Source organism: Nocardiopsis quinghaiensis (genome assembly GCF_008638365.1).
GTDB classification, from domain to species: domain Bacteria; phylum Actinomycetota; class Actinomycetes; order Streptosporangiales; family Streptosporangiaceae; genus Nocardiopsis; species Nocardiopsis quinghaiensis.
In genome coordinates, this window is record NZ_ML703341.1 from 1 (window position 1) to 25469 (window position 25469).

Genomic DNA, 25469 nt, shown 5'->3' on the forward strand with positions numbered 1-25469 from the left:
GCGGCGTTGGCCGACCAGATCGGGTTGACGTAGACGTCGGCGCCCACGTACGGGTTGTCCACCCGCTCACCCGGATCACCCGGATCGCCCGGGTCGCCCGGGTCACCGGGGTCGCCCGGGTCACCGGGGTCGCCGGGGTCGGTGTCGCCGGTGCAGGCCACACCGTTGAGGGTGAACTCGGTGGGGGCGGGGTTGCTTCCGGAGTAGGTGGCCTGGAAGCCGAACTCCGTGCTGGCGTTGGTGGCGAGGGCGGCGTTGTAGCCGGTGTCGGTGGCGGTCACGCTCTGCCCGGACTGGGAGACCGTGCCGTTCCAGGAGTTGGTGACCTGTTGATTACCGGCGTAGTCCCATTCCAGGGTCCAGCCGTCGACCGCGTCGCCGAGGTTGGTGATGCTCACGGCCGCGGTGAAGCCCGATCCCCAGTCGTTGACCTGGTAGTCGACCTCACAACCAGCAGCCGCACCGGCGGAGGCCGGTAGAGCGACGGCCAGGGCGGTGCCGACGATCAGGGCGGATGTCACGGCCAAGCCGCGCCGTGCACTCGGACGTCTGCCCGGTGCACGCAGGATTCTGTTCATCTCTTGCTTTCCTCATGGTGGGGGGTGTGCCAGAGGGCCAGAGTGTCGGGACATGAGAGGCGGTCACCGACTGACGTGTGGAATCCGTGGGGAGCGGGGGGTGTGGAGGTGCACGGGGCACGCGATCTCCAGGGCGTCGCGAGGGGATTCTCCGCTGGCTGGGAGCGCTCCCAGCTCAGAAGCGAAAGTGGGGTGCCGTAGGGGATGGACTAGATGCGCCGGTTGGCTGTACACGCTTCCGGATGTGATCCAGCTCATTCGGGAGCGCTCCCATGAGAGTAACCTCCCCCGGTTTCCGTGTAAACACCCCGTAAAGAACCGCATTCCCTACGGAGTGGAGCCCCGCCCCGCCGAGGATCCGTGGCCCCGGGAGCCGGAATAGCCCCGCTCCCGCACCCGTTCACTGGGATAGCTTAAATTACTTCTCAGGAAGCTTTTTCTAGGGGGACAGATGGCGACCCGCACACTGGTGACCGTCTCGGCGGGGCTGAGCACGCCGTCCTCGACCCGTCTGCTCGCCGACCGGCTCACCGCCGCCGCGGCACGCTCGCTGGAGGAGCGCGGGGAGGACGTGGAGATCCGTACCGTGGAGCTGCGCGAGGTGGCGCACGACATCGTCAACGCGATGGTCACCCGCGTGCCCACCGGTGAACTGCGCGCGGCGCTGGAGGACGTCTCCCGCGCCGACGCGGTCATCGCCGTCACCCCGGTGTTCAACGCCTCCTACAGCGGCCTGTTCAAGTCGTTCTTCGACGTGGTCGACTCCGAGGACATGGACGGCAAGCCGGTGCTGATCGGCGCGACCGGGGGCAGCCCGCGCCACTCGTTGGTGCTGGAGCACGCCCTGCGCCCGATGTTCGCCCACACCCGCTCGGTGGTCGCGCCCACCGGCGTGTACGCGGCCTCGGAGGACTGGGGCGCGGGAGAGGGCGGCGGCCGTGAACTCTCCGCGCGCATCGACCGCGCCGGGCGCCAGCTGGCGGCGCTGGTGGACGAGCGCGTCCCCGGAGCCGGTGACCCCTACGAGGAGCCCACCCCCTTCGCCGACCTGATGTCGGGCCTGGGCAGCTGACGCACGACGACGTCCCCGTGCGCGCGGCGCACGGGGACGTCGTCGTGCGCGGCTCCGGCCCGTCAGCTTCCGTACTCGGCGCGGACGCGGTCGGCGAAGCGGGCGAAGTCGGCTCCGTGCAGGAAGGCCGAGCGCATGGTGCCGTGCTCGGCCACTCCCCCGCCCGCGATGTCGAAGGCCGTGCCATGGTCCACCGACGTGCGCAGGATCGGCAGTCCCACCGTCACCGAGACCGTCCCGTCGAAGTCGAAGGTCTTGGCGGCGATGTGGCCCTGGTCGTGGTACTGGGACAGCACCCCGTCGTAGTGGCCGGTCAGCAGGCGGTGGAAGACCGAGTCCGCCGGGACCGGCCCCACCACGTCCGCACCCGAGGAGCGCACCCGCTCCACGGCGGGGGCCAGGTGGCGGATCTCCTCGTCGCCGAAAGCGCCGTTCTCCCCGCCGTGCGGGTTGATCGCCGCCACCGCCAGGGTCGGCTCGTCGTGGCCGAACACGCGCAGCGCGGTGAGCGCCTCGGTGATGGCCCCCACCTGCTGTTCCTCGTCGATCAGGTCCAGAGCGCCGCGCAGGGAGACGTGGCGGGTGGCGAAGAAGATCTTCCTGCCCCGCACCACGAACATGGTGTTCTGACGGATGGCGCCGGTCAGCTCACCGAGCATCTCGGTGTGGCCCAGGTGGCGGCTGCCCGCGGCCCAGACGGCCTCCTTGTTGATGGGCCCGGTGACGATCCCGTCGACGCGCCGCTCCATGGCCGCCCGCGTGGCGACCTCGATCGCGCGGACCGCGGCGGCCCCCGCCCGCGCGTCGACCCTCCCCCACTCCAGTCGGGTGTCGCCGAGCTCGCCGATGTCGAAGCAGTCGATCACCCCCTCCTGTTCGGGAGGCAGGTCCCAGCTCGTGGTGGCGCGCACCTCGGTGTCCAGGCCCAGGACGCCGACCGCGCGGCGCAGCACGGCGGGGTCGGCGACGACCACCCCGCGGGCCGGGGCGGTGGCGCCGACCTCGGCGAGGGTGCGCACGGTGATCTCCGGACCGATACCGACCGGGTCTCCGGCGGTGATGGCCAGGATCGGGCGTTCAGTCATGTTCTCTTCCTTGGTTCGGGATCCGCGCGGACATGCCTGGCAGCCTGTCGTGGACCATCGCATGCGTGGGCCATGGGACCCCCTTCCCAGGACCGGGGCGGCCACGCCCGGCAGTGGAAGGTCGGGACGGCGCTCCCCGGGACGTTTGGAGGGCGCGGCCCACGGCTATGAATGAGCCGCCGAACACCGTCGCCGGACCGCGGAGCGTGCCCTTGAGAAGACAGTTCCTGAACGAGCCGGGCGACGTCGTCTCCGAGGCGTTGGAGGGGTTCGCCGCGGCCTGGCCGCACCACGTGCGCCTCAACAGCGATCCCGACTACGTCGTCCGCGCCCGTCCGGCCACCGACAAGGTCGCGGTCGTCTCCGGCGGCGGTTCGGGGCACGAGCCCCTGCACACCGGCTTCGTGGGCACCGGCATGCTCGACGCCGCCGTGCCCGGAGCCGTCTTCGCCTCCCCCACCGCCGTGCAGATCAGAGCCGCGTCCATGGCCGCCGACACCGGCCGCGGCGTCCTGCACGTGGTCAAGAACTACACCGGCGACGTGCTCAACTTCCGCATCGCGGGCGAACTCCTGGCCGACGAGGGCGTGCGCAGCGACATCGTCCTGGTCGACGACGACCTGGCCACCGACACCGGCGACTCCGACGGTCCCGGGCGGCGCGGCACGGCGGCGGTCGTGGCGGTCGAGAAGGTCTGCGGTGCCGCGGCCGAGCGTGGCGCGGACCTGGAGGCACTGACCGCGCTCGGACGCAGGGTCGCGGCCCACAGCCGCACCCTGTCCGTGGCGCTGGCCGCGGGCGCCCACCCCGGGCAGGCCCAGCCCTCCTTCGAACTGCCCGGAGACGAGGTCGAGTTCGGGGTGGGCATCCACGGCGAGCGGGCCCGGGAGCGGCGCGCGTTCGGGCCCACCAGCGAGATCGTCCCCCAGATGGTGTCACCGCTGGTGGAGGCCCTGGAGTTGGTGCGCGGCGAGCGGGTGATCGCCATCGTCAACGGCCTGGGGGCCACCCACGACCTGGAGCTGTACGGCGTGTTCGGCGAGGTACGGCGGTTCCTCGGGGGCGCCGGGATCGACATCGCGCGTCCACTCGTGGGCTCCTACGTCACCTCCCTCGACATGGCGGGCTGCTCGGTCACCCTGGTACGTGCCGACGAGGAGGTCCTGGAGCTGTGGGACGCTCCCGCCGCCACCCCGGCGCTCACCTGGTAAACCCCGTCCACCACAGTCCGCACAGGAGTACCGGCCATGGCAGACCAACTCAGTCCCGCCCGCGTCGAACGGTGGGTCCACGGCTTCGTCGACGCGGTGGAGGAGTCGGGCGAGTACCTCACCGACCTGGACCGCCGTAGCGGCGACGGCGACTTCGGGACCAACATGGTCACCGCGCTGCGCCGCGTACGGGAGGCTTTGGCAGGCGCCGAACCGGCCGCGGCCGGGAGCCCCTTCCAGGTGATGGGCGAGACCTTCCTCGCCCACAGCGGCGGCACCAGCGGCCCGTTGTTCGGGATGTGGTTCCGCGACTTCGGCAAGGTGGGAGCCGACACCGGGGCCTTCACCCTGGCGATGCTGGCCGAGGCCACCGCGAACGGGTGGGCGACCGTGGCACGGCTGGGTTCGGCCGGGGTCGGGGACCGCACCATGGTCGACGCCATCGCCCCGGCGTCGGAGGCCCTGGACAGGGCGGTCGACGCCGGTTCCGGCCTGGCGGAGGGACTGCGGTCCGCCGCGGAGGCCGCGCGCGGGGGAGCCGAGGGCACCAGTGACCTCCTGGGCCGCCGGGGGCGCACCAGCTACGTGGGCGAGTCGGCTCTGGGCAGCCCGGACCCCGGCGCCGTGACCATCGCCCTGTTCTACCGGGCGGCGGAGAGGGCCGCCGCCGACTGACACCCGTGGGCGCGGGACGCCCTCGCTGTGACGGCCCCGCGCGCCGCGGCGCCGGCGCTGTCCCCTCTCACACGGGCACGCTTCCCGGCCCGTGGCACACCGGCCCCTGGGTCCTGGCCGTGAGCGGCCCGCTCACGGCCGCGTTCGTCGTGGCCGCGCTCGCCGCCCCGAGGCGGTCGGCACCGTCGTGAATGTGGCCTTCACCTGGCCCGCCCACTGGTTCGGCGCCTGGCGGCAACTCCTGGTGCCGGTCACCGGCGCCCGGCACGAGAGCGGTGGGCCCCGTCGCCTTGGAGCTTGACCGGACGCCGCCGACAGGGACCGCGGCGTGAGCACACGGTGGGGCCTCCTCGGACCAGGGGTGGGAGTGCCTCATCGTCGTTGACGTTGGCTGCGGAGATCGCACAGGTCAGCGACATCGAGCACACAGGACACCGATGAGCCGGTGCGGACGGACCCCGGAAGACACCAGAACGAACCGGCCCACCCCTGTCCGTGGTGATCCCGAAGGTCGGCGCCCGTGGCAGCCGGGCCCGAAGCCTCTGGCGCGGGGAACCCCTCCCCTCCGGTCACGTTCTGGTACACGACGACGCTGCTCGGCCCAACCGCACGACGACCGGGGCTACGGCCGCGGCCACCCGCGCCGATGACCGCGCGGAAGCGGAATCGCACACCGCCTGGACCGCAAGGGCGTGAACCCTCCCGACGGTTGGGGCGACACCGGTGGCAGGTCGAGCACACCATGGCCCGGCTGGCCGGATGCCGACGTCCGCGCCGCGGGCACGAACGCGAGGCCGACCACCTTCCGGCCCTCGCTGGTATCGCCTGCACGCTGATCCGTTACCGCAGACCCACCACACGAGATGGGCTCCCAGAACACGAAGTCTCAGGAGCGAAGCGGATGCACCTGGTATTTTCGGTTCCTCTCGGGGGTTTTCTGCCACTTATCCCGATTGGTGATCACCGCTTCACTACCACCCTCCTTCTTGACCCAGTCCCATTTTCCCCTGTCGAACTTGCAGTATTCCGGAGAGTTGATGTTGAGAATGGAAACAAGAGAATCCACCCCCTTGTTCATAATCTTCCTGTTGATCTTCCTCTTTTTTATCAGTGCGTTTTGGGCTTCGGCGATCGCTTGGTTCAGAGAAGAGTGGACCCTCACGAGGCGAACCCAGTCATCTTTCTTTTCAATAACGTACACAGCAACGTCCTCAAAACCTTCCCTGGCGTCATCCACCCGCTTGTCACCACTCGGCCCAGGAAAAACGTCAACCGCAGGGTAGCTGTACAGCATATTCGCGTCATCGAGCATCGGAGCGAAGTCCCTATTGTGCTTGTTCCCCAGTTCGACAATGCCAACACCCGGCTTGAAATAACATGGTTTGATGGCATCGGAGAATTCCTTCATCGCTTCACTCCGCGCCCTGGTGAAGACCACAGGGTGGTGAGCGACACGATCCGCGAGCGCAGTAATGATACGCGCACACTGAACAAAAAGCCCATTCCTCACCAGATGGTTCCAGAAGGATTCCAGGACATTCCAGGGGACGATATGGTGTTGCGAGAACGACACTCCCACGCCATGCTCGAGAAAAAGATCGTGATCCCTGAAATCAACCGAATCCTGCCATGTGATGGTACCTCGACCTGTGAATTGGATATCGAGCCCTGTCAACCCTACCCCCTCGAACGCCTTCCCTTCATACATACACGCCAACGACTGACTTCGCACCCGACTCGCCCCACCGCCACCCATGGGCAGCACACCCATAAAAAGGGAGAAAACACGATCTTCCCATCACATACGGAATGGCTCCCATGAAAGAAATTCCGCTGACCGAAAGATTGCCCCTCCCCGTACAGACACTCCTCGGTTCCCGGGATGTCACCTCCTCCTGGACCTCCGTGCGAACATCATCTGGTCGGGAGACCCCGGAGGGAGCGCGGTGACGGTCACCTACGGCACTCTGAAGAGCTGGCTCAATACGATCAAAACAGGCGACAGACTGGACCTATCACCCAACCAACACAAAGCGGTCAAAGAAATCCTCGACCTGGTTGAGTTCTCCTTCATCGAGGAGGCGGCCCATGCCGTTGCCAGCGTCATCACGGTCACACAGAAGACCGACCTCTCCATCACCGGGAAACTCGGAGCCGGAATCAGCATCACCGTGGCCTTCGTCCCGGAGGCCCCGGACCCGACTGAGGCGACAGCGATCACCGGTATCGCCCTGGCCATCTCCCTTGACACATCGCATCCCGTGTGGGGGGTCCTCACGGAGATCGGCCTGGAGTCCCCCAAGGTCCTCTTCATGGCGGAAAAGCTCCACGACGGGGCCTGGAAACGCCTGGCTGTCGAGCTCACCATCAAGACGGACCCGAAGATCCTCGTATCGTGCGAACTCGGGTTCAAGAAGAAAAAGCCGTCCAGCTATCGTTTCCACGTCAGTCGGGAGGACGGCACCCCCTTCTCCCTCATCGACACCATGGAAAAGCTGGGCGTGGTCGGCGTGGCCGATTTCGGCCCCCTCCTGCCGCATGCGAGCAGCTTCTGGCTGGACTACGCCCCGGGACGGAACGGCGCCGAGGTCGTCCTCACCCCCGACTCCACCGACGAGGAGGGTGAGGCACCCGCAGGCTTCAACTGGGGACTGGCCGTCCTTGCCAAGAACAACGGCAAACGTCCCCTGGTCCTCACGGCCAGTTTCCCGCTCGGTACCCTGGCCCGCCTCTCCCAACTCGACCTCCTCAAGGGTCAGGTCCCCAAGGACTCCGACCTCGCTCTGGACGCGGTGAACGTCGTCGCGGCCACCGCCCAGGTCCCCAAGGCCACACTGACCCAGGTCAACACAGTCCTCGCCTCCCAAGGCGCACCCCCCGTTCCCGACGCCCAGGACCTCGCCAAAGGGGTACGGGTCAGCCTGGACGTCACGATCGTCAAGGACAAACGCACACTCGTCGTTCTGGGCCGGAAGGAGGGTCGCGACTCCCCCTACGCGGTCGAAGCCGACGATGTCCGGCCACAGGCCGACGATCCCGCTCCCCAGCCCAAGGATCCCTCGTCCGCCGAGGTCCAACGCGCGCTCGGTCCACTGCACATCAACCGTGTGGGCGCCCGACTCGTCGTGCCCCGCGGCGGTTCCGGCGCCACCCGCGTGCTGTTGGAGATCGACGCCGCGCTGACCGCCGCCGGCTTCGAGCTACACGCCACCGGCCTGGCCATCGGCCTGACCATCACCAAGGACCCGCACATCACGATCGACCTGGCCGGACTGGGCGCGGGCTTCTCCCGCGGCCCGGTGACCGTCGCCGGAGCCATCGCCAAACGCGACCGTACGGGCTACGAGTACGCCTACGAGGGCCTGCTCCTGGTCCAGGCCACCAAGTGGGGCCTGCTCGCGGTGGGCTCCTACGCCCGGATCAAGGACATCGCCAACCGGCCCGGGTACACCTCCCTGTTCGTCTTCGGTGGCCTGGCAGGCAAGATCGCCGGTCCGCCCCCCGTGGTCTTCACCGGCCTGGCCCTGGGCATCGGCTACAACAGCAAGGTCCGGCTTCCCGAGGCCAGTGGTGTGCCGGAGTTCCCGTTCATCAAGGCCCTCGCCGACATGAGGGGCTTTGCAGGAGATCCGCCCGACCCCGTCTCGACCCTGGAGAAGATCACCGGGGGTTCGGGCGACCCCGGCGACGCCGTGGTGGTGCCCGAGCCCGGGAACCTGTGGTTCACCGCGGGGCTGGCCGCCACCATCGCCGAGACCGTCGCCGTCCAGGCCCTGCTGATCGCGCAGTTCGGCGCGGACGATTTCTCCATCGCGCTGCTGGGCGCCATGAGCGCTGACTTCCCGCCGCGAGCCAAGGACGCGTTGAAGGGGGAGGACGCGGAGACCGGTGCCAAGGCCGCGCCCACGGCAGACGAGCAGCCCCGGGTCGCCCACGTCGAGCTGGGCTTCCGTGCCCTGTACGAGCACGCCAAACGCCAACTCTCGCTCACCGCGGCGCTCTCGGACAACTCGTGGATCGTCCACCCTGACTGCAAGCTCACCGGCGGTGCCGCGCTCTATGTCTGGTTTCCCGGCAGCGTCCATTCCGGCGACTTCGTGGGCACCGTCGGCGGTTACCACCCCGACTACCACCCACCGACCCACTATCCGCAGCAGGTACCGCGTCTGGGCGTCAGCTGGGCGATCAGCTCGACGGTGAGTGTCAAGGGCGAACTCTACGTCGCCGTCACCCCCAAGGTCGGCATGGTCGGTGGTCGCCTGTCGGTCGACTTCGTCTCCGGTGGCCTGCGCGCCTGGCTGAACGCCGGGTTCGACGCCATCGTCTGGTGGGCGCCGCTCTACTTCGACCTGCGGATGTGGATCAGCATCGGTGCCAGCTACACGGCCACCGTGCTGGGGTGGGATGTGACGATCCGGGCCGAGGTCGGCGCCTACCTCACCGTCTGGGGGCCGCCGACCGGTGGCACCGCGCGGGTCGAGGTCGGCCCGTTCTCCAAGAGCATCGACTTCGGCGAACCCAGGAACATCCGGCGTGAACCGCTCTCGTGGACGGACTTCCGGGCCAGACAACTCCCGGCGGATCCGCTCGGCCTCAGCCCCGTGTGCGGCCTGCTCACCGACCCCGCCAAGTCCAGGGGCACCAAGAGCGGGCGCTGGGTGGTCAGTACGGACGGTTTCTCGTTCAGCACACGCAGCGCTCTGCCCGCCACGACCCTGACCTGCAACGGCACTGACCAGACTCCCCACGGCCAACCACAGTTGAAGGTCGGACCCATGAACAACGCGGCGGTGACCATCACTCAGGAGGTGAAGGTCACCAGCGGCGGAACCACGGTCAGCGGGTGGACCGCCGCAGCCCTCTCGGGCGGCTTCCCCATGGCCCTGTGGGCGGCCAACAGCGGCACCACCCACGCACCGCCGGGCAAGGACGAGGCCCAGACGGTGGGCTACGCGAGCGGCGCTCAGATCACCGCGCCGCCGCCCACGACCAAGGGTCAGGAACTCACCGCCGACGGCAAGGCCGTGCAATTCGAGGAGGTCACCGAGCAGGCCAACCCGCTGTCCCTGACCACCCCCGAACACAACGAGGACGCGACGTCACCCGAACCGGACAAGGACAAGGCACGTGCCGCCCTCAAGGACAAGCTCAAGCGACTGAATCTTCTGGTGGAGCCGGTGTGACCGAGACCAGGAACCTGACCTTCCTCGACAACCTCGTGCCGAAAGTGACGGCCGACGACTACACGATCAAGGTCACCCAGACACCCAGCGGCGGCGACATCCCCGACGGCACGAAGTTCGAGCTGGCCCAGGAGCTCACCGTCACCGGCCTGCGACTGCGCGCGGAGACCAACGAGATCCACGGGGTCTATCCACCCGCCGGCACCGCGGGACGGTTCGCCCAGTACCTGCCGCACGTGGCCCTGGAGCGGCGCGGGGTGCCGTGGGAACGCAAGATCGCCTCCAACGACGACGGCACGACACCGTGGCTCGGCATACTGCTCTTCGCTCCGGGAGAGCTTCCCCACGACCCCAAGGCGCTCGGCGCGACCGAGGACGGCACCGCCGAATCCCTGCTCCTCTCGGAGGGGAACGACGTCAGCCTGCCCGACTTCACCACGGTCTCGGCGCTGACGGCGGAGGAGAAACAGCAGACCATCGCCACGATCCAGGTACCCAAGGCGGTGTTCACCCGGATCACGCCCACCTCCGCGGAACTGCCCCTCCTCGCCCACATCCGCACCCCTCTCGGCACGGAGCAGGATGACACCGCACGTCGGAAGGCCGAGTACGCCTACGTACTGGCCAACCGCCTCCCCGATCCGCTGGGTGGGCGCTACGTGGCTCACCTGGTCTCGTTCGAGGGGCACAAGGCCCTCCTGGACGACCCGACGAAGGTCAAGGACCACGTGCGCCTGGTCTCGCTGCACCACTGGTCGTTCGTGTCCGCGCCGGTCGAGGCCGGGGCGGCCTACACCGAGCTACGCGCCAACCTCACCAGGGGTCCCGTGCGCCCACACTTGCTCCAGCACCCGGGACCCGACGGGTACGGCAACGTCCTCGACGACTACACCAAGCACATCCGCTATCTCATCGGGACCGGGCACGTCGCGCTGGGCCACGTGCGGGCCGCCCGCGCAGGGGACTACGCCTTCTACCGGGGGCCGTTGACCCCCTACCCCGTCGCCAGGGTCACTCACCACGACAGGTGGTGGGAGGCGGTCGAGGACAGCTTCGGGGTCAAGAGCCTGGGCCACCACACGGCCTGGGCCTTGGGGCGCGGCCTGGCCCTGGCCGACCAGGAGTTCGCGGACGCGCTCGCCCGCGCGGTCGACGTGCGCCACGCCGTGGTCCGCAACCTCGTGCAGATCGTCGGTGGTCGGCGGGCCGTGGCCGCGGAACTGGACCGGAGCACCCTCGACAGGCCCCTCACCGACCCGGTGGGTGAACTGCTGCCCCCGCCCGAACGGCTGCGCCTGCCGTTCGAGGAAGCGTTCGCCGGGGCAGCGGTGGACGGGTTCGGGGCCGACGGGACGGAGAACGCGCGTGCCCTGGACCGTGTGCTGGCCGGGGAGCCGCCACAGTTTCACGCCCACGCCGTCCTGGCGGGGGCGGAGGTCACCGGGTTGGCCGACGACGAGGAGGAACCCGGAATTGAGCTGATCCCGATGGTCCGGGCTGGCGACCTGACCTTCCCGGCCGCCACCCCGTCCGCGACCGAGACCATGGCCGAGCTGATGGACGACCCCCGGGTACTGCGGCGCTTCGCCGCCCACGTCCTCGGACACACTGCCCAGGGGGCATCGGCCGCCGGGGGCGAAGAAGCCGTCTCCGCCGACGCCGGTGGAACCGCGAACCCTCCGACAGCACCGGTGGCCGAGCCCACGCTCACCTCGTTCCTGAACGGTCTGCGCCTGCTCAAGCGCGTACCGTTCGACCATCTGGTCCCCGATGCCAAGGCGCTGCCACCGGAGAGTATGCGCTGGTTCAGGGTCGACCCCGACTGGCTCGACGCATTGGTGCACGGCGCACTGTGGGCCGGCATCTGCGGTTCGCACGACGAGGGGACCGTCAAGGAGCTGGTTTCGGCCTACCTCGCCGCCTCACCGCCCACCCCCAAGTCCGGGCTGCTCATCCGTTCACGGCTGGTGGCCGACTACCCGGAGTTCGGTGTGGAACCGTCCAAGGAACAGGTCCTCGGCCCTGGTCTCGACTCTCCCAAGGTGCTGCGCCGTGCCGCGCTCTCACCCGACATCCTGCTGGTGCTCTTCGACGGGGTGCCCAAGGAGGTCCACATCACCGAACCCGACCAGGGTCTGCATCTTGGTGTCGCCACGTACGGCGGCGCGGAGAAGCTCACCCTGCGCGCGCTGAAGAGGGTCGGCGAAAAGGCGGTCGGCGACGAGGTCCCGGACAACGGCGGGGCCAAGCACGTTCCGGTGGTGTTCCGGGCCAACAGCCGGGTGCTCGACCTCAAGGGGGCGGGCAACCTGCTCGGAGCCGTTTGGGCCGCCCTTGGCGTCTACAAGCCCTCCGGTCGTGCGGCCCTGTCGCCCGGTGAGTTCGGGCTCCAGCTCGTGCGCTCACCGGAGAAGGCCGTTCTGCGGCCCCCCGCCGCCCTGCACGGAGACCAGTACGACGAGGAAGCCCGCCCATGACCAACCACGCCCTGCTCGTTCCGGTGCGCGTGACCGCTCTGATGGTCAACCCGACGGTCCGGGCGAGTTCACCGGACAACCTGAGCCGATGGCGGCTGGACTTCTCCAGGCCCTTCCACCAGGGGCCGGAGCCGCATCCCGCCAGCAGTCCCCTCAGCAAGAAGGACGACCCGCCCGACGGGGTGGTGCTGCACTGGGAGCCCCCCGCGGCCCTGCGCGACACCGACCCCTTGCGCGACGGTAGCGGTCCGTTGCGCGTGCCCGACCGGTGGATGGTGGTGCGTTACGCCAAGCAGAACGGTGTGAGGCGGGCCAAGGGATGGTTGGTGCAGGGTGACTGTCTCCGCAAGGCGAAGGACATCCCCGACCAGAGCGACAACTCCCCCTTCGGCGAGATCATGGACCCGAGTTCGGCCACCCCCAGGATCGTGCAGTGGCGGATCGGGCGGCAGTGGGAGCTGACCGCGAGCATCGAGGAGCCCACGGAGCAGCTCCCGCTCACCGCGTTCGGCCCGGGTGTACCGACGTTTTCCGTGTACCAGCCTTACAACCTGGGTGTCTTCTCCATGCACGACGACCTGGCTGGGCTGAGCGAGGAGACCGACGGGATCGATCTCAGTTACCAGGTGTTCGGCTGGTACAGCAGTACGAGCGCCGACCCCCTGGGGCGGGCCACGGCCGCGGAAGCCAAGGAGTACGAGAAGCAGTTGCGTGCGCTGTTGGAGCGGCTGCGGTGGCGGCTTCCCGGCAAGGTACCGGGAAGGATGCGTTCGGTGCACGTCGGCAGTGTGCACGGCCTCACCTGGAGGAGGAACGGCCAGGGCGCGGGAGACGAGAAACCCCAGCGGGACGACAGGACACGCAGGTGGAAGAACCTGCACCTGGGTATGGGCGAGGGGTCGAGTGAGGGCCTGAGCGCACTCGCGCAGAGGATCCCCGGTGTTTGGCCCGGTGATCCCGCGAAGCGGGCCGAATACCAGGCCCGGCTACAGGCCCTGCAGTACGGACTGCTGAACAGGTACGACGCGCCGGACGGCCGGGCCGAGGTCGCGCAGAAGGCGCACGAGGCGCGGTTCGAACCGGCCCCTGGAGGTTATACCTGGGACTTCGTGAGCAAGCCGTCCGCGCAGGGAAAGCCGCTGCCGCCACCGAACCTCCCAGAGAAGCAGAAAGAGTGGCTGAGGCGGCTCAACACCGATCAGAAGGCCCACGACGAGGCCCGGCGCGAGGTGACCCGGCTCCAGCAGCGCCTGCGAGATCTGTGGGGGTACTACCAGCACGCCGGGTACCTCGGCACGAAGGGCGGCCCCTTCGGGAACGAGGGGGCGAAGAAGATGGCGAAGCTCGCCACCACGATCAAACCCCAGTTCGACCGGAACAACGCGTCGTCCCTTGCCTGTCGGATCAAGACGTGCCTGGACGACCTGACGAAGAAACGCGCGATCCTCCGGGAGACCGATGAGGCCAAACTCAAGGACGCGATCGCGAAGGAACTCGAGAAACTGAGGGAGGAGCTCGGGAACGACCCCGTCGGGGTGCTCACCCGGTTCCCCCGGCCACCCTTCCAGAACGCCTCCGAACCGGTGGTTCTGCTGCGGGGCACAGGCGCCCGGCGCCTGCTCCGTGACAAACCGGGGGAACTCACGTGCCGCCACGGCGACCAAACGGTCACGAAGCTGGAGGGTGCCGCGCCCGGCACCGTCGCTCCGAACGGGTTCGACAAGGTCGTGCAGCAGCCCGGTTGGAAGAACGTCATGCCCGACGGCCTGCACACCGCGCTGCTCACCGAGTTCACCAGCCTGGACGACCACCGCAGGCCCAAGGACTCCACGATGGTGACCTTCGCCGACAGCGGGACCGCGGTCGCGTGGTCGAAGACCGATGAACCGCGGGTGGCGGCCGTCCGGTTCCAGACCGAATGGTGGACACAGCCATGGACACCGCTGTACCTGGTCTGGACCGCCGACTACTACCCCGTGGCCTACGAGGACCAGCGCCCCGAGCACAGGGGTAAGCGGAACTGGAGGTTCGACGGTCAGCTCTACCTGTGGCGCGGGGAGGGTCACGTCGCCAAGAAGGGAGACCGGCCGCCCCTGCACACGACGAGCGGACGGATCCTGCTCTCCCCGCATGCCGTCCACAACCTCGCCGATCGCTACCAGCACCTCAAAGAGGCGACGAGGGGCCAGGACCAGGGTTTTTTGGAGTTCGTCTCGAAGATCCTGGAGAACTTCCAGGACACTTCGAAGGGCACCGACGTGATCTCGCAGGCTCTCGACGGGTTCACCGAGCAGCTCACCGGCCGGGAGTCACTGCTGCGGCCGGTTCCGCAGCATCTGGGGGAACTGCTCGACCACGACAGCGCCTACACCACCCGTGAGTTCGGGACCGGTAAGAAGCCCGTGCCCCCGAAGGACCCGGAGAACCCGGAGGACTGGATCGTCCCGTTGCCCAGCGAGGGGCTGCGCGCCGGACAGTTCTTCCTCTCCCGTCTGGCGATCGTCGACCGGTTCGGACGATGCTGCGTAGTGGACAAGGAAGACGGGATGGGGCGACCTGACCTGAAGGTCGACCTGACCCGTTCGGCCACGACCACACCGGACGACAAGGAACCCGGGAGCGGCATGGGGGACGCGACCGTGCTGGCCGACTGGCTGAACGTCGACTGGTCCAAGCGGGTGGTGCACCTGCGGCCCCGCTTCCCACAGCCGGCCCGGCTGAACTTCACCGCGTTGCTCCGCGGCTCGGAGAACGAGCCACCCGTACGACCGACCGACGGCGACCAGATCCGCGCCTGGGTGGTGCCCAACTACCTGGACCAGGGCCTCCTCTGCTACTCCCACAACGGTGTGCTGCTGGGCGAACTACGGGCGTCGGGCAGCAGCGTGGTGTGGGAGGACGCGGGCAGCGGCGTGACACCCGATCCCGTGCTGACCGGCTTCCTCACCGGGTTGACGAACAGGGGCGCCACCGCTCTGACGGCCTTCCTCAAGGCGGTGGACCTGGCCCGGCTGACCATCAGTCCCGACCGGCCCACCGCCGGCCACCCGGCGCTGCGCATGCTCGGCCGCCCCATGGCGCTGGTACGTGCCCGGCTGAGCCTGGAACCAGACGCGGGGCCCGTCGTCCCGATCAAGTACTCCCAGCTCATCGCCACCGACCCCCGCCCCCTCTACATGGACCACACCTGGCCGGTGTTGTTGGGTTCCAACGCGGCGTTCAACGACGGGCTGGTCGGCTACTTCAAGGAGAGCGAGTACGGGACGTTCTACGCGGTTGCGCCGCCGAAGGAGAAGGGCGGGTACGTGGCCGACCGCGACAACGGGTCCGGGCTCACACTGCGGCTCAAGCGGGACGAGTTCGTGAAGGTCTCTTTGCTGCTGGACCCGTGGACGTCGGTGCACGCGACGACGCACATCCTGCCCGCTGCACGGCTGCGGCTGGAGCCGGAGGCAGTGGCGGAAGCGCTCACTCGGATGGAGGCGCTGTTCCACATCGGACCGAACCTGGGCAGTAAGCGCCCGGTCACGGTCGAGTCGGGCAAGGGCGTGCAGGCCGAGACGAAGGCTTTTCCCCTGCCTCTGCCGAAGGTCGAACACGGCGAGTGGGCCTGGGTCCCGGCAGCCGACCGGAAGAACCCGGTACCGGTGTGCGACGACGACGGAACGGCCCGCCTGGCCCCCGAGGCACCAACGCACCTGCGCACGGGGCTGCTGTACCTCAAGCGCGGTCTCGTCAGCGACGGCACGGCCCCGGAAGCTGCCGGGGAGACGGGCACGACAGAACGGGAGAAGGGGCGTTCATGACGGACACGACGAGGGGGGCCTCAGAGGACGGCGACCGGAAGGTACCGACGAAGGCGTGGACTGACCCGGCCTTTCCCCCCGAACTGAGCGTGGCGGTGGGGACCGACCCCGCTCCTTTGGTGGCCTCACCCCTGAACGGGGAACCGAACCGCGCCGGACTCCGCGTCCTGGTAACCAACGTCGACGACGACAAAGCGGTCGGGGCCCACCAGATCCTCGTCCAGCTCAAGGTCACCGCCGACAACAGCCCCAAGGAAGATCTCCTCAGTGAGAGCTGGTCCAAACGCGGCGAGACCGTCACCCACGAACCCGGCACACGCACGCCCTCCTCCGACGACACCGGAGGGTACACCTTCACCTACTTCGGGACGGACTCCGAGAAACCGTTCAAGCCCGGGGACTCGATCGCGCTCTTTGTTCACGATATCCCCGTCAGCGCCCAGGACGGAGCGACCGTTGTCGCTGTCGGCATCCAAGCCGGAGCGAAGAGCCAGCCCGTCTGGAAACGCGTCCCTCTGGGCAAGTTCCCGACCGGCTACTACCTGAGGGACCTGCGCGCAGACGTCAACCCGGTGGAATACAAAGAGCAGGCGGTCCTCACCTGGGTGGCGCCGCCGATCGACGGCATCGAATACACCCTGTACGCGAACGGCGCCCAGGTCCCCCTGAAACAGGGAAAACCGCAGCCAGCGAAGACCAACCCGCTCACCACCGACACCACCTTCGAACTGGTGCCCTCCTGGGCGACCGACGTTCGGCACAGACAACGGCTCCTGGTGCGCGTGTTGAACGGTGATATCTCGGCGAACAATGCGACGGTGAAGAGCACCTTCACCTCCGGCACCACAGGCGGCAAAAAAGATCCGGGCACCTTCGTCCTGAACTCCGGAAGCACAGAAGTATTCGACAGGGAGAAACACGATCTCATATATTTCGGCTACTCCAGCGACGGGGCCACGGGAGACAGAGAAGATTACTTCGGTGAGGTCGTCATCCCCTGGAAGGACCTCAGGACGAGCGGACTGCTTATCGGCACAGCACACCTGAACCGGTCTTCCAACCCGGAAGCGCGCGTCTGCATATGGGCCCACCATGAGGAGTGGAATGGAGCGACGGTCTCCGCCGCTGGCAACAACCAAGGCCCCACCCTCGCGACGTTCACCCTGCCGGTACTGCCTGGGAGGCCATTGACTATCGGCGTCCAAGCTTGGAGCGCAGGTTACTACAAATGGTGGACGACGTTCAGATGGCTACCTTTCGGCAAGGGTGGAAAAATCAAGGGATCCCCCTTCACCTTCACCAGGAAGAAAATACCAGAAGAACTCATCTGGCGTGTTGTATAAGTTGATAGCGGATTGTGGCCAGCGATTTTTCCGCAACCGGGCACCGAGCGGGTGAGAACCCCTGTTCGGGGCACCGCTGCCCCGAACAGGGACCGTGCACGTGCCGGACGACAAGTACCCCGAAGGGCTCTTTCCGCGTTCTCAGCCCCGGGCGCGGCGATCGAAAGCGCGGGCCGGGACGAAAGCTTTCCCCTCGCCTCTGCCGGAGGTCGAACACGGCGAGTGGGCCTGGGTCCCGGCAGCCGGCCGGAAGAACCCGGTACCGGTGTGCGACGACGACGGAACGGCCCGCCTGGCCCCCGAGGCACCAACGCACCTGTGCACGGGGCTGTCATGCCCCAAGCGCGACCTTGTCCGTGAGAACACGGATTCACCCTCTCTCCCGAACGCACGGAAACGACGAAGCAGAAAGAACGACCATGACGAACGCACCGGAAGAGAAATCGAAAGGGACCAAGGGGATCAGCCGGACTGACGCGAGCTTTCCCGGCGAGCTGAGTGTAGTGGTGGGAACCGACCCGTCACCGCTGGTGGCCTCACCCCGGAACCAGGAGCCAAACCGCGCCGCGCTCCGTGTCCTGGTGACGAACGTGAACAACGATTCCTCGGCCAAGGCGTACAAGATCATGATTCAGCTCAAGGTCGCCGACGACAACAACCCCAGCGCTGAACTCCTCAGCGAGAGCTGGTCCAAACGCGGGAAGGACATCACCCGCCAACCCGACACGCGAACGCCTTCCTCCGACAACACAGGAGGGTACGCGTTCACCTACTCCGGCGGAGAAGACGAAAATCCCTTCAAACCCGGTGAATCGGTCGCTCTCTTCATCGACGGCATCCCCGTCAGCGCCCAGGAGGGGGCGACCGCGGTCGCGGTCGGCGTCCAGGCCGACCAGAACGACGAACCCGCCTGGAAAATCGTTCCCCTCGGCAAGTTCCCCACCGGCTACTACCTGAAGGAACTCCGAGCGGACGACAACCCGGTGGACTACAAGGAGCAGGCGATCCTCACCTGGCTCGCTCCACCGATCGAAGGGATCGAGTACAAGCTCTACGCGAACGGCAGCGAGCTCCCCCTCGACAAGAACCATCCGCAGCCCGTGCACACCCCTCCGCTCACCACCGACACCACCTTCGAACTGGTGCCCTCCTGGGCGACCGACGTCCGACACAAGCAACGGCTGCTCGTTCGCGTGCTGAACGGTGACCTCACCACCCACAACGTGACCGTCAACGGGAACCTCGACGTCACCGGGAAAACCAATGCCCAGGGGGATCTCACAGTGCGGTACGGGGGCTCGACGAAGCTCAACACCTCCGGTGTCAGCGACGTGGAGTTCCCACGGGGGCTGACCTCCAGGAAGCGGCTCGACGCCAACGAGGGCATCCTGGTGAAGAACGGCGACGACGTCAAGATCACCACCACGGAGGGGACAGACGTCAAGTTCCCGCAGGGTCTGCGTGCGGACAGGCAGATCTACTCGACGGGGGACCTCGCGGCGAACGGCAGGGTCCTCATCGGGTACTCGGCCAACTACGACGGTATGTCACCGGGCGACATCTGGGTGATGAACAAGGCCACGATCGGATACAACGCCTCTCTCGACCTTCGGGGGAATCTGGTCAGCAACGTCAGCACCTACGACAAACCTACTTCGTTCAATGCGGGATGCGCGGGCATCCTGATCGGCTGGATCCAAGTCAGCCACGATACGGGGAAAGCCGCGAGCGCCGAGCTCAAGGCCACCGTGAAGCCCCCCGGGATGAGTTCCTTCGACATCACCGCGTGGGTGGACGACGACGGCAACGCGGGCAGTTTCAGCGTCCCTCTCAACAGGGGCACGGGCGTCACCTTCTCCGTCTGGAAGAGCAGCAACCTCGATTCCTCATGCGTCCACAAAGCTTTCTGGCTTCCCTTCGCCTGACACCCTCGCCGTGTCCGCCCCGAGTGAGTACGGGGGCGGACACGGCGCCGCACGAGCCGTCTCCTTCACAAGGAGAGCGATGACGTCAGAGGGTGCGTCAGGGTAAGGTCTTCGCTCCCGTTTCGGTGGTGATGAGCGACGGCCTCACCGCAGGGGACGCGATACCTGATCGGCGGCGTCCTGCTCACCCGGATCGCGCAACCGCCGGTGGAGACGGAGCATATTCGCCCTGCCTGGGACGTACCGCTGCCGTGCCGCGCGTTCCAAGGTGATCAGCGTGCCGGCCGGGATGACCGGTTCCGGGGCACATACTGATCCGCCCCGGGTTCAAGAGCGAACGCGAGCCTGCGGTGAAGGTGTTCCCGGGCTGGTTGCGTCAGCGGATCGAGGCGGTGATCTGGAGAGCCTCTGGTGAACAGTGAGGATGAGGGAGAGCCGCTCGGTGTGGGTCTGACTTCCTAAAAAACCGACGCATCTGACGGTGCTGCCCTGGCGGGAACCCGCCGGCTCTCACCGAGCGGCTCCCCAAGCGGTCCCGGCACGAAACACCTGAACAGTTACTCGATGCTGATGTCGAAGGGTCCCTTGCCCGCGCAACTCCGAATGTAGTAAGGGGAAAGGGATTTCCTCGCAGGATTTCGAGAGGGGTTCCAGAGAAAGTGGAGGTCTGCCACTTGATATCGGGAAAATTCGTTGCTTTGATGGAAAGCATTCGATGGAACCCCCGACCGGACCGTCTCGGTCCTGTGAGTAGGAGGCGGGCATCAGTACTTCTCATGTCTGGCCCGAAGGCATGGGGGAGCCTACCTTCAGGGTCCTGGGCCCTCTCCAGGTCCGGTCCCACGAGGCCCGGGTGCCGATTCCCCCGGGACGCCAGCAGGTGGTGCTCTCCGCCCTGCTGCTGGAAGTCGGCAAGGTCGTCTCCACCGACTACCTCATCGACGCCATCTGGGACGAGGATCCCCCCGACACCGCCCGGACCCAGGTGCAGATCTGCGTGTCCAAGCTGCGCAAGCGGCTCGCGCCCGCCGGGGTGGACCTCCTGACGCGCGTGTCCGGCTACATCATCGAGGTCGACCCCGGGAGGATCGATGCCGGACACGCCGAACGGCTGTCCGGCCGGGCCCACGCCGCCAGGCGGGACGGCGACACGGAGCGGGCCTCCGCCCTGTGCCGCGAGGCGACCCGTCTGTGGAGCGGCCCCGTCCTGAGCGGGGTGCCCAGCCGCCTCCTCGCCACGAAGGCCGCGCGGCTGGAGGAGAAGCGCGTCAACCTCGTCGAGACCTACCTCGACCTCGACCTCGGTCTGGGCCGCCACCAGGAGCTCGTCGGCGAGATCTCCGAACTGGTCAAGGAGCACCCCCTGCGCGAGCGCCTGCGCGGGCAGCTCATGCTCGCCCTCTTCCGCTCGGGGCGTCGCGCCGAGGCCCTGGAGTCCTACCGCAGGGGACGTGAACTCCTCCTGGAGGAACTGGGCCTGGACCCCGGGGAGGAACTCCGCGCCCTGGAACACGCCATCCTCAACGACGACAGCTCCCTGCGCCTGGAACCCTCCGCGCCGCCGTCGTTCCCGTCCCGGGCCTCCCCGGACGGCCACGACGGCGCGGACCGGGATGAGCCGGCCGCCGCGATGAGGGAACGGGCCCGTCCGAGCCAGCTGCCCGCCGACAGCGCCGACTTCGTGGGCCGGTCCGAGTGGATCGACGCCATCGAGTCGACCCTCACCACCACCGGCCCGGCCGTGGGCGTCGCGCTGATCGTCGGCCAGCCCGGCATCGGCAAGAGCAGCCTGGCGGTGCACGCCGGACACCGGCTGGGCGCGCACCGGTTCCCCGACGGGCAGCTCTACTGCGACCTGCGCGGCAGTCGGCGCGAGCCCGCCGACACGGCCGAGGTGCTGGGGCGCTTCCTGCGCGCTCTGGGCATCCCGGGCCAGGGCCTGCCGGAATCCACGGACGAACGCGCCGAGCTCTACCGCAGCCTCATGTCCGCCCGGAAGGTCCTGGTCGTCCTCGACGACGCCGCGTCGGAGCGGCAGGTGGCGGCGCTGCTCCCCGGAAGCCCCGGGTGCGGGGTCATCGTCACCAGCCGGGCACGGCTCACCGGCATCCCCGGAGCACGGGTCATCGGCCTCGACGTCCTGGGCGAGGACCAGGCGGTCGACCTGCTGCGTCGGGTCCTGGGACCGGAGCGGGTCGACGCCGAACCCGCGGCGGTCTCCGCGCTGGTCGCCTCCGTGGGGATGCTGCCCCTCGCGCTGCGCATCATCGCGGCCCGCCTGGGCGCGCGCGAGCACTGGTCGCTGGCCTCCATGGTGGACCGTCTGGCGGACGAGCGGCACCGGTTGGACGAGCTGGCCCACGGCGAGCTCACTGTGCGCGCCAGCATCTCGCTGACCCACGACGGGCTCCACGAGACGAGCCGCCGTCTCCTCGCCCTGATGACTTTGGCCGACGGCCCCCACCAGCCGGGGTGGGTCGCCGGCGCACTCCTCGGAGACGACGGGCCCTCCTCCCTGGACCTGCTGGAGCCCTTGGTGGACACCCAGATGATGGAGGTGACGGGAGTCGACGCCCAGGGGGAGCCGCGCTACCGCTTCCACGAGGTCATCAGGCTCTTCGCCAAGGAGCGCCTCGCCGAAGTGCCCGCCCGCGTCGGTGCCGAGGCGACCGCCCGCCTCGTCGGCGGGTGGCTCATGATGGTCGACGAGGCCAACCGGCGGGTCCAGGGCGGCGACTACCTCTTCCTGCACGGCAGCGCGCCCCGGTGGCAGCTGCCCCCGCGGGCGGTCTCCACGGCCCTGGCCCAGCCGATGGCCTGGCTGGAGGGCGAGCAGGCCAACATCACCGCCGCCGTCGACCTGGCGGCGGAGGCGGGGCTCGACGAGCTGTGCTGGGACCTGGCCGGCGCCCTGCGCCCGCACTTCAACCGCCGGGGGTGGCTGGACCAGTGGGAGGCCACCACCGAACGGGCCCTGGCCCTCGCCCGGGAGCGGAAGAACCAGGCGGGCATCGCCGCCCTCAGCTTCTCCCTGGGCTCGCTCAACCTGGACCGCCGCCGGTACGCGGAGTCCGGCCGCTGGATGACCCGGGCCCTGGTGGGCTTCGCCGAGCTCGGGGACGAGCTGGGCAAGGCCATGTGCCACCGTGAACTGGCCCAGCTGGCGCAGCTCGACGGCGACGACGAGGGGGCGCTGGACTTCTGCGCCCGGGCGTTCCGCGGCTTCCAGCTGGTGGAGGACACCGCCGGCCTGGGGCGCACACTGCTCCTGAGCGGGCACGTGCACACCCGTGCGGGGCACGTCGAACGGGGCATGAAGGAGCTGGACCGGGCGCTGCGCCACATGGACGAGGTCGGGGACCCGCGGGACCGGGCCCAGGTGCTGCGGCGCATCGGACAGTCCCACCTCCAGCGGGGTGAGCACCGTGAGGCGCTGCGCAGGCTCACCGAGGCATTCGACCTCGTCCGAGGCCTCGGCGACCCGATCGGCGAGGGCTACCTGCTCCACGACCTCGGCCAGGTCCACGGTCTGCTCGGCCTGCACCAGCAGGCGTGCTCGTTCCTGCGCAGGTCCCTGGCGGTGCGCGAGCAGATCCTCGACCGCAGGGGCGCGGCGAAGAGCGGCGTGGCCCTGGCCCGCCAGCTGCTCGAACTGGGGGAGCAGGACCAGGCGGCCGAGCTCACCCAGTTCTCCGCCAGGGTCCTGGACGAGCTCAGGAGCGAGGACAGGCGGGCCGAGCCCACGGACTTCCTGGCCTCGTCCTGCCCGTAGCGCTCCCGGTCCCGTCATCCCCCTCTCAGGGCTCCGACAGCACGGTCGCGGCGGGGGCGTCCGCGGTGCCGGGCAGCAGGACGTCGTCGGGGGAAAGCGCGGCGGTCGAGTACCTCCCGAGCGCGCTGACCAGCAGACGGGCCTCCATGGCCAGGGCCTCGACCAAGCGCACCAGGCCCTGCTCGGAGTCCTCGTCTACCGCGACCAGCGCCGCCCGGCCCAGGCCGACCGCCCTGGCACCCAGGGCGAGGGCGACCACGGCGCGACCGGCCTCCCACATCCGCCCCGAGACGAGCAGGCATCCCCCGGGGGAGCCGATCCGGCGCAGGCACTCGCCCAGGGGCAGGCCCACCCTGCTCAGGAAGACCGACGGGGCCCAGCCCGTCCCGCCCTCGGCCCCGTCGACGGTGACCGAGTCCGCACCGGCCGCCCAGGCGACCCGGACCACCTGGGCGATGTCCCGGCCTGGCGGCAGCTTCGCCCAGACCCGGGCCCGGGGGAAGTTGTTACGCATGAACCGGATCTGCTGGTGGAGGATCTCCTCGGTGAAGGTACCCGGGCTGGAGCTGCGCAGACACAGCCCGCCCTCACCGCCCAGGGACGCGCTCACGTCGTAGCGGTCCGCGAGCCTTCCCCCGGCGTCGTCACCGACCATCGTCATGCCGCCGAGCCCGGGCTTCCCTCCCTGACCGACCTTGAGCTCGAACCCCAGGCGGCCGGACTCCACCAGGCGCGTCACCGCGGGGTCGGAGTAGACCTGGTTCCACACCTCGGCGTCGGCGTCCTCCGTGCTCTGCTGCACGACGACGCCGCCGACGCCGTCGGGGACCTGCGCCTCGTAAGCCTCCAGCCTGCGCAGGACGGAGGCGTCGGCGCGGTACCCGCTCACCGGGGCGACGTTCTCGCCGATGACCATGGGTACACCGAGCCGCCCGGCCTGGCCTGCCGCGGCGAGCGCGAGACCGGAGCCGACCTGGGTGGAGCCGAAGGCCGACACGTACAGGGGCAGGGCTGAGGCGAACCCGCCGATGTCGGTGCGCAGGTCCACGTCGGCGAAGAGGGGCTCCCGGCCCAGGTCGATGAGCTTCTCCAGCCGCTCGGGCATGAACACCGGCGGCACGAGCCGGGCGCCCTCCAGCGGGTCGTCGGCCGGGTACCCGGTCCCGGCCGTGGGCTCCGCGCCGGCGCCGGTCACGGTGGCGCCGTAGTCGGCGTCGGGAGGGAAGAGGGCGGCGGGGCCGCGTCGGGCTCGCTCCCGGACGGCCTCCTCCGGGAAGCCGCCCGCGTGCAGGTTCCTCACGGGGTCACCACCCCGGGGAGCTTGGGGTAGGCGCTGACCTGCCACAGGGAGTCCAGCCCGGTCAGGTAGCGGGTGACCCTCTCCAGTCCCATGCCGAACCCGGCGCTGGAGGGGATGCCCCGGCGCACCTCCTCCAGGTACCAGTCGTACTTTCGGGGGTTCTCGCCGCTCTCCCGGATGCCGATGACGATCGACCGGTGGTCGGAACGGCGTTCGCCGCCGCTGACCAGCTCCCCGTAGCCGCCGTGGGCCAGGAGGTCGAAGTTGCGCAGGGTGCCCGGCCGCTCCGGGTCCTCCCGGTCGTAGAAACCGCGCGAGCCCTTGGGGTAGTCGGTGACGAAGAAGGGGCGGTCGGCCTTGTGCGAGACGAGCGCCTCGCCCTCCCAGTCGATCTCGGAGCCGCCGTCCTGGGCGTGGCCCATCCCCGTGAGGGTCTCCACGACCTCGGCGTGCGAACGCCTCTCCCACCCGCCCCGGAGCAGCTCCTGGAAGAAGACGGGGTCCCGGCCCAGCGCGCGGAGGATGTCGGGCAGGTTCTCGACGACCCGGCGGACCACGTGCACGAGCAGATCGGCGGCCACGGCCATCGCCCCGTTCCGGTCGGCCCCGGCGATCTCCACATCGATCTGGTGGAACTCGAAGAGGTGGCGGCCGGTGGAGGCGGTCTCCGGCGGCTCCGCGCGTACGTTCGGCGCCACGTAGAAGAGCTTGGGGAAGGCGTTCAGCGACACCTGCTTGTAGAGGATGGCGCTGGTCATGAGCTTGTAGCGGTGGCCGTAGAAGTCCACGTCCAGTTGTTTGGCGCCGCGGCCGCCGGGGTCGGTGACCGGTCCGGTCAGCGGCGGGAGGAGTTCGGTGAACCCCTCACCGCGCAGGTGTTCGCGGGCTGCGGCGAGCACCTCCTGCTGGACGAGCATCGCGTTCCTGGTCCGCGGGGAGGTGAGGTGTTCGCCGAGCGGTGGGATCACCGGGGTGTCCGGTCCGGCGGCGCGGTCGTGTTCCTCGTGCACGGTCTTCTCCGTTTCCGGTGGTGGTCGGGGCG

Annotated in this window: 15 protein-coding genes and 1 pseudogene; 11 read left to right on the forward strand and 5 right to left on the reverse strand. The window is 68.7% G+C overall.

Annotated elements, in window-relative coordinates:
* Nucleotides 1-578: cellulose-binding domain-containing protein (locus tag FYX01_RS03715; protein ID WP_190394164.1), on the reverse strand; the 578-nt coding region annotated here is incomplete at its 3' end.
* A gap of 451 nt (nucleotides 579-1029) precedes the next feature.
* Between FYX01_RS03715 and FYX01_RS03720 the strand changes: the two genes are divergently transcribed.
* Entirely contained in the window at nucleotides 1030-1650 is a 621-nt protein-coding gene (locus FYX01_RS03720; protein WP_150237560.1) for an FMN reductase, read from the forward strand.
* Between the two features lie 62 nt (nucleotides 1651-1712).
* Here FYX01_RS03720 and pdxA read toward each other — a convergent pair whose 3' ends face one another.
* Nucleotides 1713-2735: a 4-hydroxythreonine-4-phosphate dehydrogenase PdxA gene (pdxA, locus tag FYX01_RS03725; RefSeq protein ID WP_150237562.1), complete on the reverse strand. Its 1023-nt coding sequence runs from the start codon at nucleotides 2733-2735 to the stop codon at nucleotides 1713-1715.
* Between the two features lie 212 nt (nucleotides 2736-2947).
* Here pdxA and FYX01_RS03730 point away from each other — a divergent pair, with 212 nt between their 5' ends.
* Together FYX01_RS03730 and dhaL are read left to right on the forward strand one after the other, a co-directional pair.
* A complete protein-coding gene (locus tag FYX01_RS03730; protein WP_150237564.1) occupies nucleotides 2948-3946 on the forward strand; it encodes a dihydroxyacetone kinase subunit DhaK in 999 nt (332 codons plus the stop codon).
* A 36-nt stretch (nucleotides 3947-3982) separates the two neighbouring features.
* Nucleotides 3983-4621: a dihydroxyacetone kinase subunit DhaL gene (gene dhaL / locus FYX01_RS03735; protein WP_150237566.1), complete on the forward strand. Its 639-nt coding sequence runs from the start codon at nucleotides 3983-3985 to the stop codon at nucleotides 4619-4621.
* 886 nt (nucleotides 4622-5507) lie between these two features.
* Here the strand turns inward: dhaL and FYX01_RS03740 are convergent.
* Nucleotides 5508-6029 (reverse strand): hypothetical protein, encoded by a 522-nt coding sequence (locus FYX01_RS03740; protein WP_150237568.1) that lies wholly within the window; start codon nucleotides 6027-6029, stop codon nucleotides 5508-5510.
* A 36-nt stretch (nucleotides 6030-6065) separates the two neighbouring features.
* On the opposite strand from FYX01_RS03740, the gene FYX01_RS03745 reads away from it, so the two are divergent.
* From FYX01_RS03745 to FYX01_RS03775, 8 genes and pseudogenes are all read left to right on the forward strand, one after another.
* Nucleotides 6066-6443 carry a hypothetical protein gene (locus FYX01_RS03745; RefSeq protein ID WP_150237570.1) on the forward strand — a complete coding sequence of 126 codons (378 nt, stop codon included), beginning with the start codon at nucleotides 6066-6068 and terminating at the stop codon, nucleotides 6441-6443.
* A gap of 124 nt (nucleotides 6444-6567) precedes the next feature.
* The gene (locus FYX01_RS03750; protein WP_150237572.1) at nucleotides 6568-9804 is read left to right on the forward strand and encodes a DUF6603 domain-containing protein; all 3237 of its coding nucleotides are present in this window, start codon (nucleotides 6568-6570) and stop codon (nucleotides 9802-9804) included.
* Nucleotides 9801-12281, forward strand: a complete 2481-nt coding sequence (locus tag FYX01_RS03755) for a hypothetical protein (RefSeq protein ID WP_150237574.1) — start codon at nucleotides 9801-9803, stop codon at nucleotides 12279-12281. Before FYX01_RS03750 ends, FYX01_RS03755 begins: the two co-directional genes overlap by 4 nt.
* Nucleotides 12278-16087: a hypothetical protein gene (locus FYX01_RS03760; RefSeq protein ID WP_150237576.1), complete on the forward strand. Its 3810-nt coding sequence runs from the start codon at nucleotides 12278-12280 to the stop codon at nucleotides 16085-16087. The genes FYX01_RS03755 and FYX01_RS03760 overlap by 4 nt, the downstream gene beginning before the upstream one ends.
* Nucleotides 16084-17430 carry a hypothetical protein gene (locus FYX01_RS03765; protein ID WP_150237578.1) on the forward strand — a complete coding sequence of 449 codons (1347 nt, stop codon included), beginning with the start codon at nucleotides 16084-16086 and terminating at the stop codon, nucleotides 17428-17430. The genes FYX01_RS03760 and FYX01_RS03765 overlap by 4 nt, the downstream gene beginning before the upstream one ends.
* A gap of 419 nt (nucleotides 17431-17849) precedes the next feature.
* A complete protein-coding gene (locus FYX01_RS03770; RefSeq protein WP_150237580.1) occupies nucleotides 17850-19355 on the forward strand; it encodes a hypothetical protein in 1506 nt (501 codons plus the stop codon).
* 302 nt (nucleotides 19356-19657) lie between these two features.
* Nucleotides 19658-19756, forward strand: a pseudogene (locus tag FYX01_RS27345) (IS982 family transposase); the annotation flags it as partial.
* A gap of 392 nt (nucleotides 19757-20148) precedes the next feature.
* Entirely contained in the window at nucleotides 20149-23127 is a 2979-nt protein-coding gene (locus FYX01_RS03775) for an AfsR/SARP family transcriptional regulator (RefSeq protein WP_223830295.1), read from the forward strand.
* 25 nt (nucleotides 23128-23152) lie between these two features.
* Here FYX01_RS03775 and FYX01_RS03780 read toward each other — a convergent pair whose 3' ends face one another.
* Together FYX01_RS03780 and FYX01_RS03785 are read right to left on the reverse strand one after the other, a co-directional pair.
* Nucleotides 23153-24427 (reverse strand): glutamate synthase-related protein, encoded by a 1275-nt coding sequence (locus tag FYX01_RS03780; RefSeq protein ID WP_150237582.1) that lies wholly within the window; start codon nucleotides 24425-24427, stop codon nucleotides 23153-23155.
* Nucleotides 24424-25437: an asparagine synthetase A gene (locus FYX01_RS03785; RefSeq protein WP_223830296.1), complete on the reverse strand. Its 1014-nt coding sequence runs from the start codon at nucleotides 25435-25437 to the stop codon at nucleotides 24424-24426. Before FYX01_RS03785 ends, FYX01_RS03780 begins: the two co-directional genes overlap by 4 nt.
* Nucleotides 25438-25469: the final 32 nt, after the last annotated feature.

Coding starts and splice junctions, on each gene's coding strand:
- FYX01_RS03720 (WP_150237560.1), top strand. CDS start 1,030: ATGGCGACCCGCACACTGGTGACCGTCTCGGCGGGGCTGAGCACGCCG.
- pdxA (WP_150237562.1), bottom strand. CDS start 2,735: ATGACTGAACGCCCGATCCTGGCCATCACCGCCGGAGACCCGGTCGGT.
- dhaL (WP_150237566.1), top strand. CDS start 3,983: ATGGCAGACCAACTCAGTCCCGCCCGCGTCGAACGGTGGGTCCACGGC.
- FYX01_RS03740 (WP_150237568.1), bottom strand. CDS start 6,029: ATGAAGGAATTCTCCGATGCCATCAAACCATGTTATTTCAAGCCGGGT.
- FYX01_RS03760 (WP_150237576.1), top strand. CDS start 12,278: ATGACCAACCACGCCCTGCTCGTTCCGGTGCGCGTGACCGCTCTGATG.
- FYX01_RS03765 (WP_150237578.1), top strand. CDS start 16,084: ATGACGGACACGACGAGGGGGGCCTCAGAGGACGGCGACCGGAAGGTA.
- FYX01_RS03770 (WP_150237580.1), top strand. CDS start 17,850: ATGACGAACGCACCGGAAGAGAAATCGAAAGGGACCAAGGGGATCAGC.
- FYX01_RS03775 (WP_223830295.1), top strand. CDS start 20,149: ATGGGGGAGCCTACCTTCAGGGTCCTGGGCCCTCTCCAGGTCCGGTCC.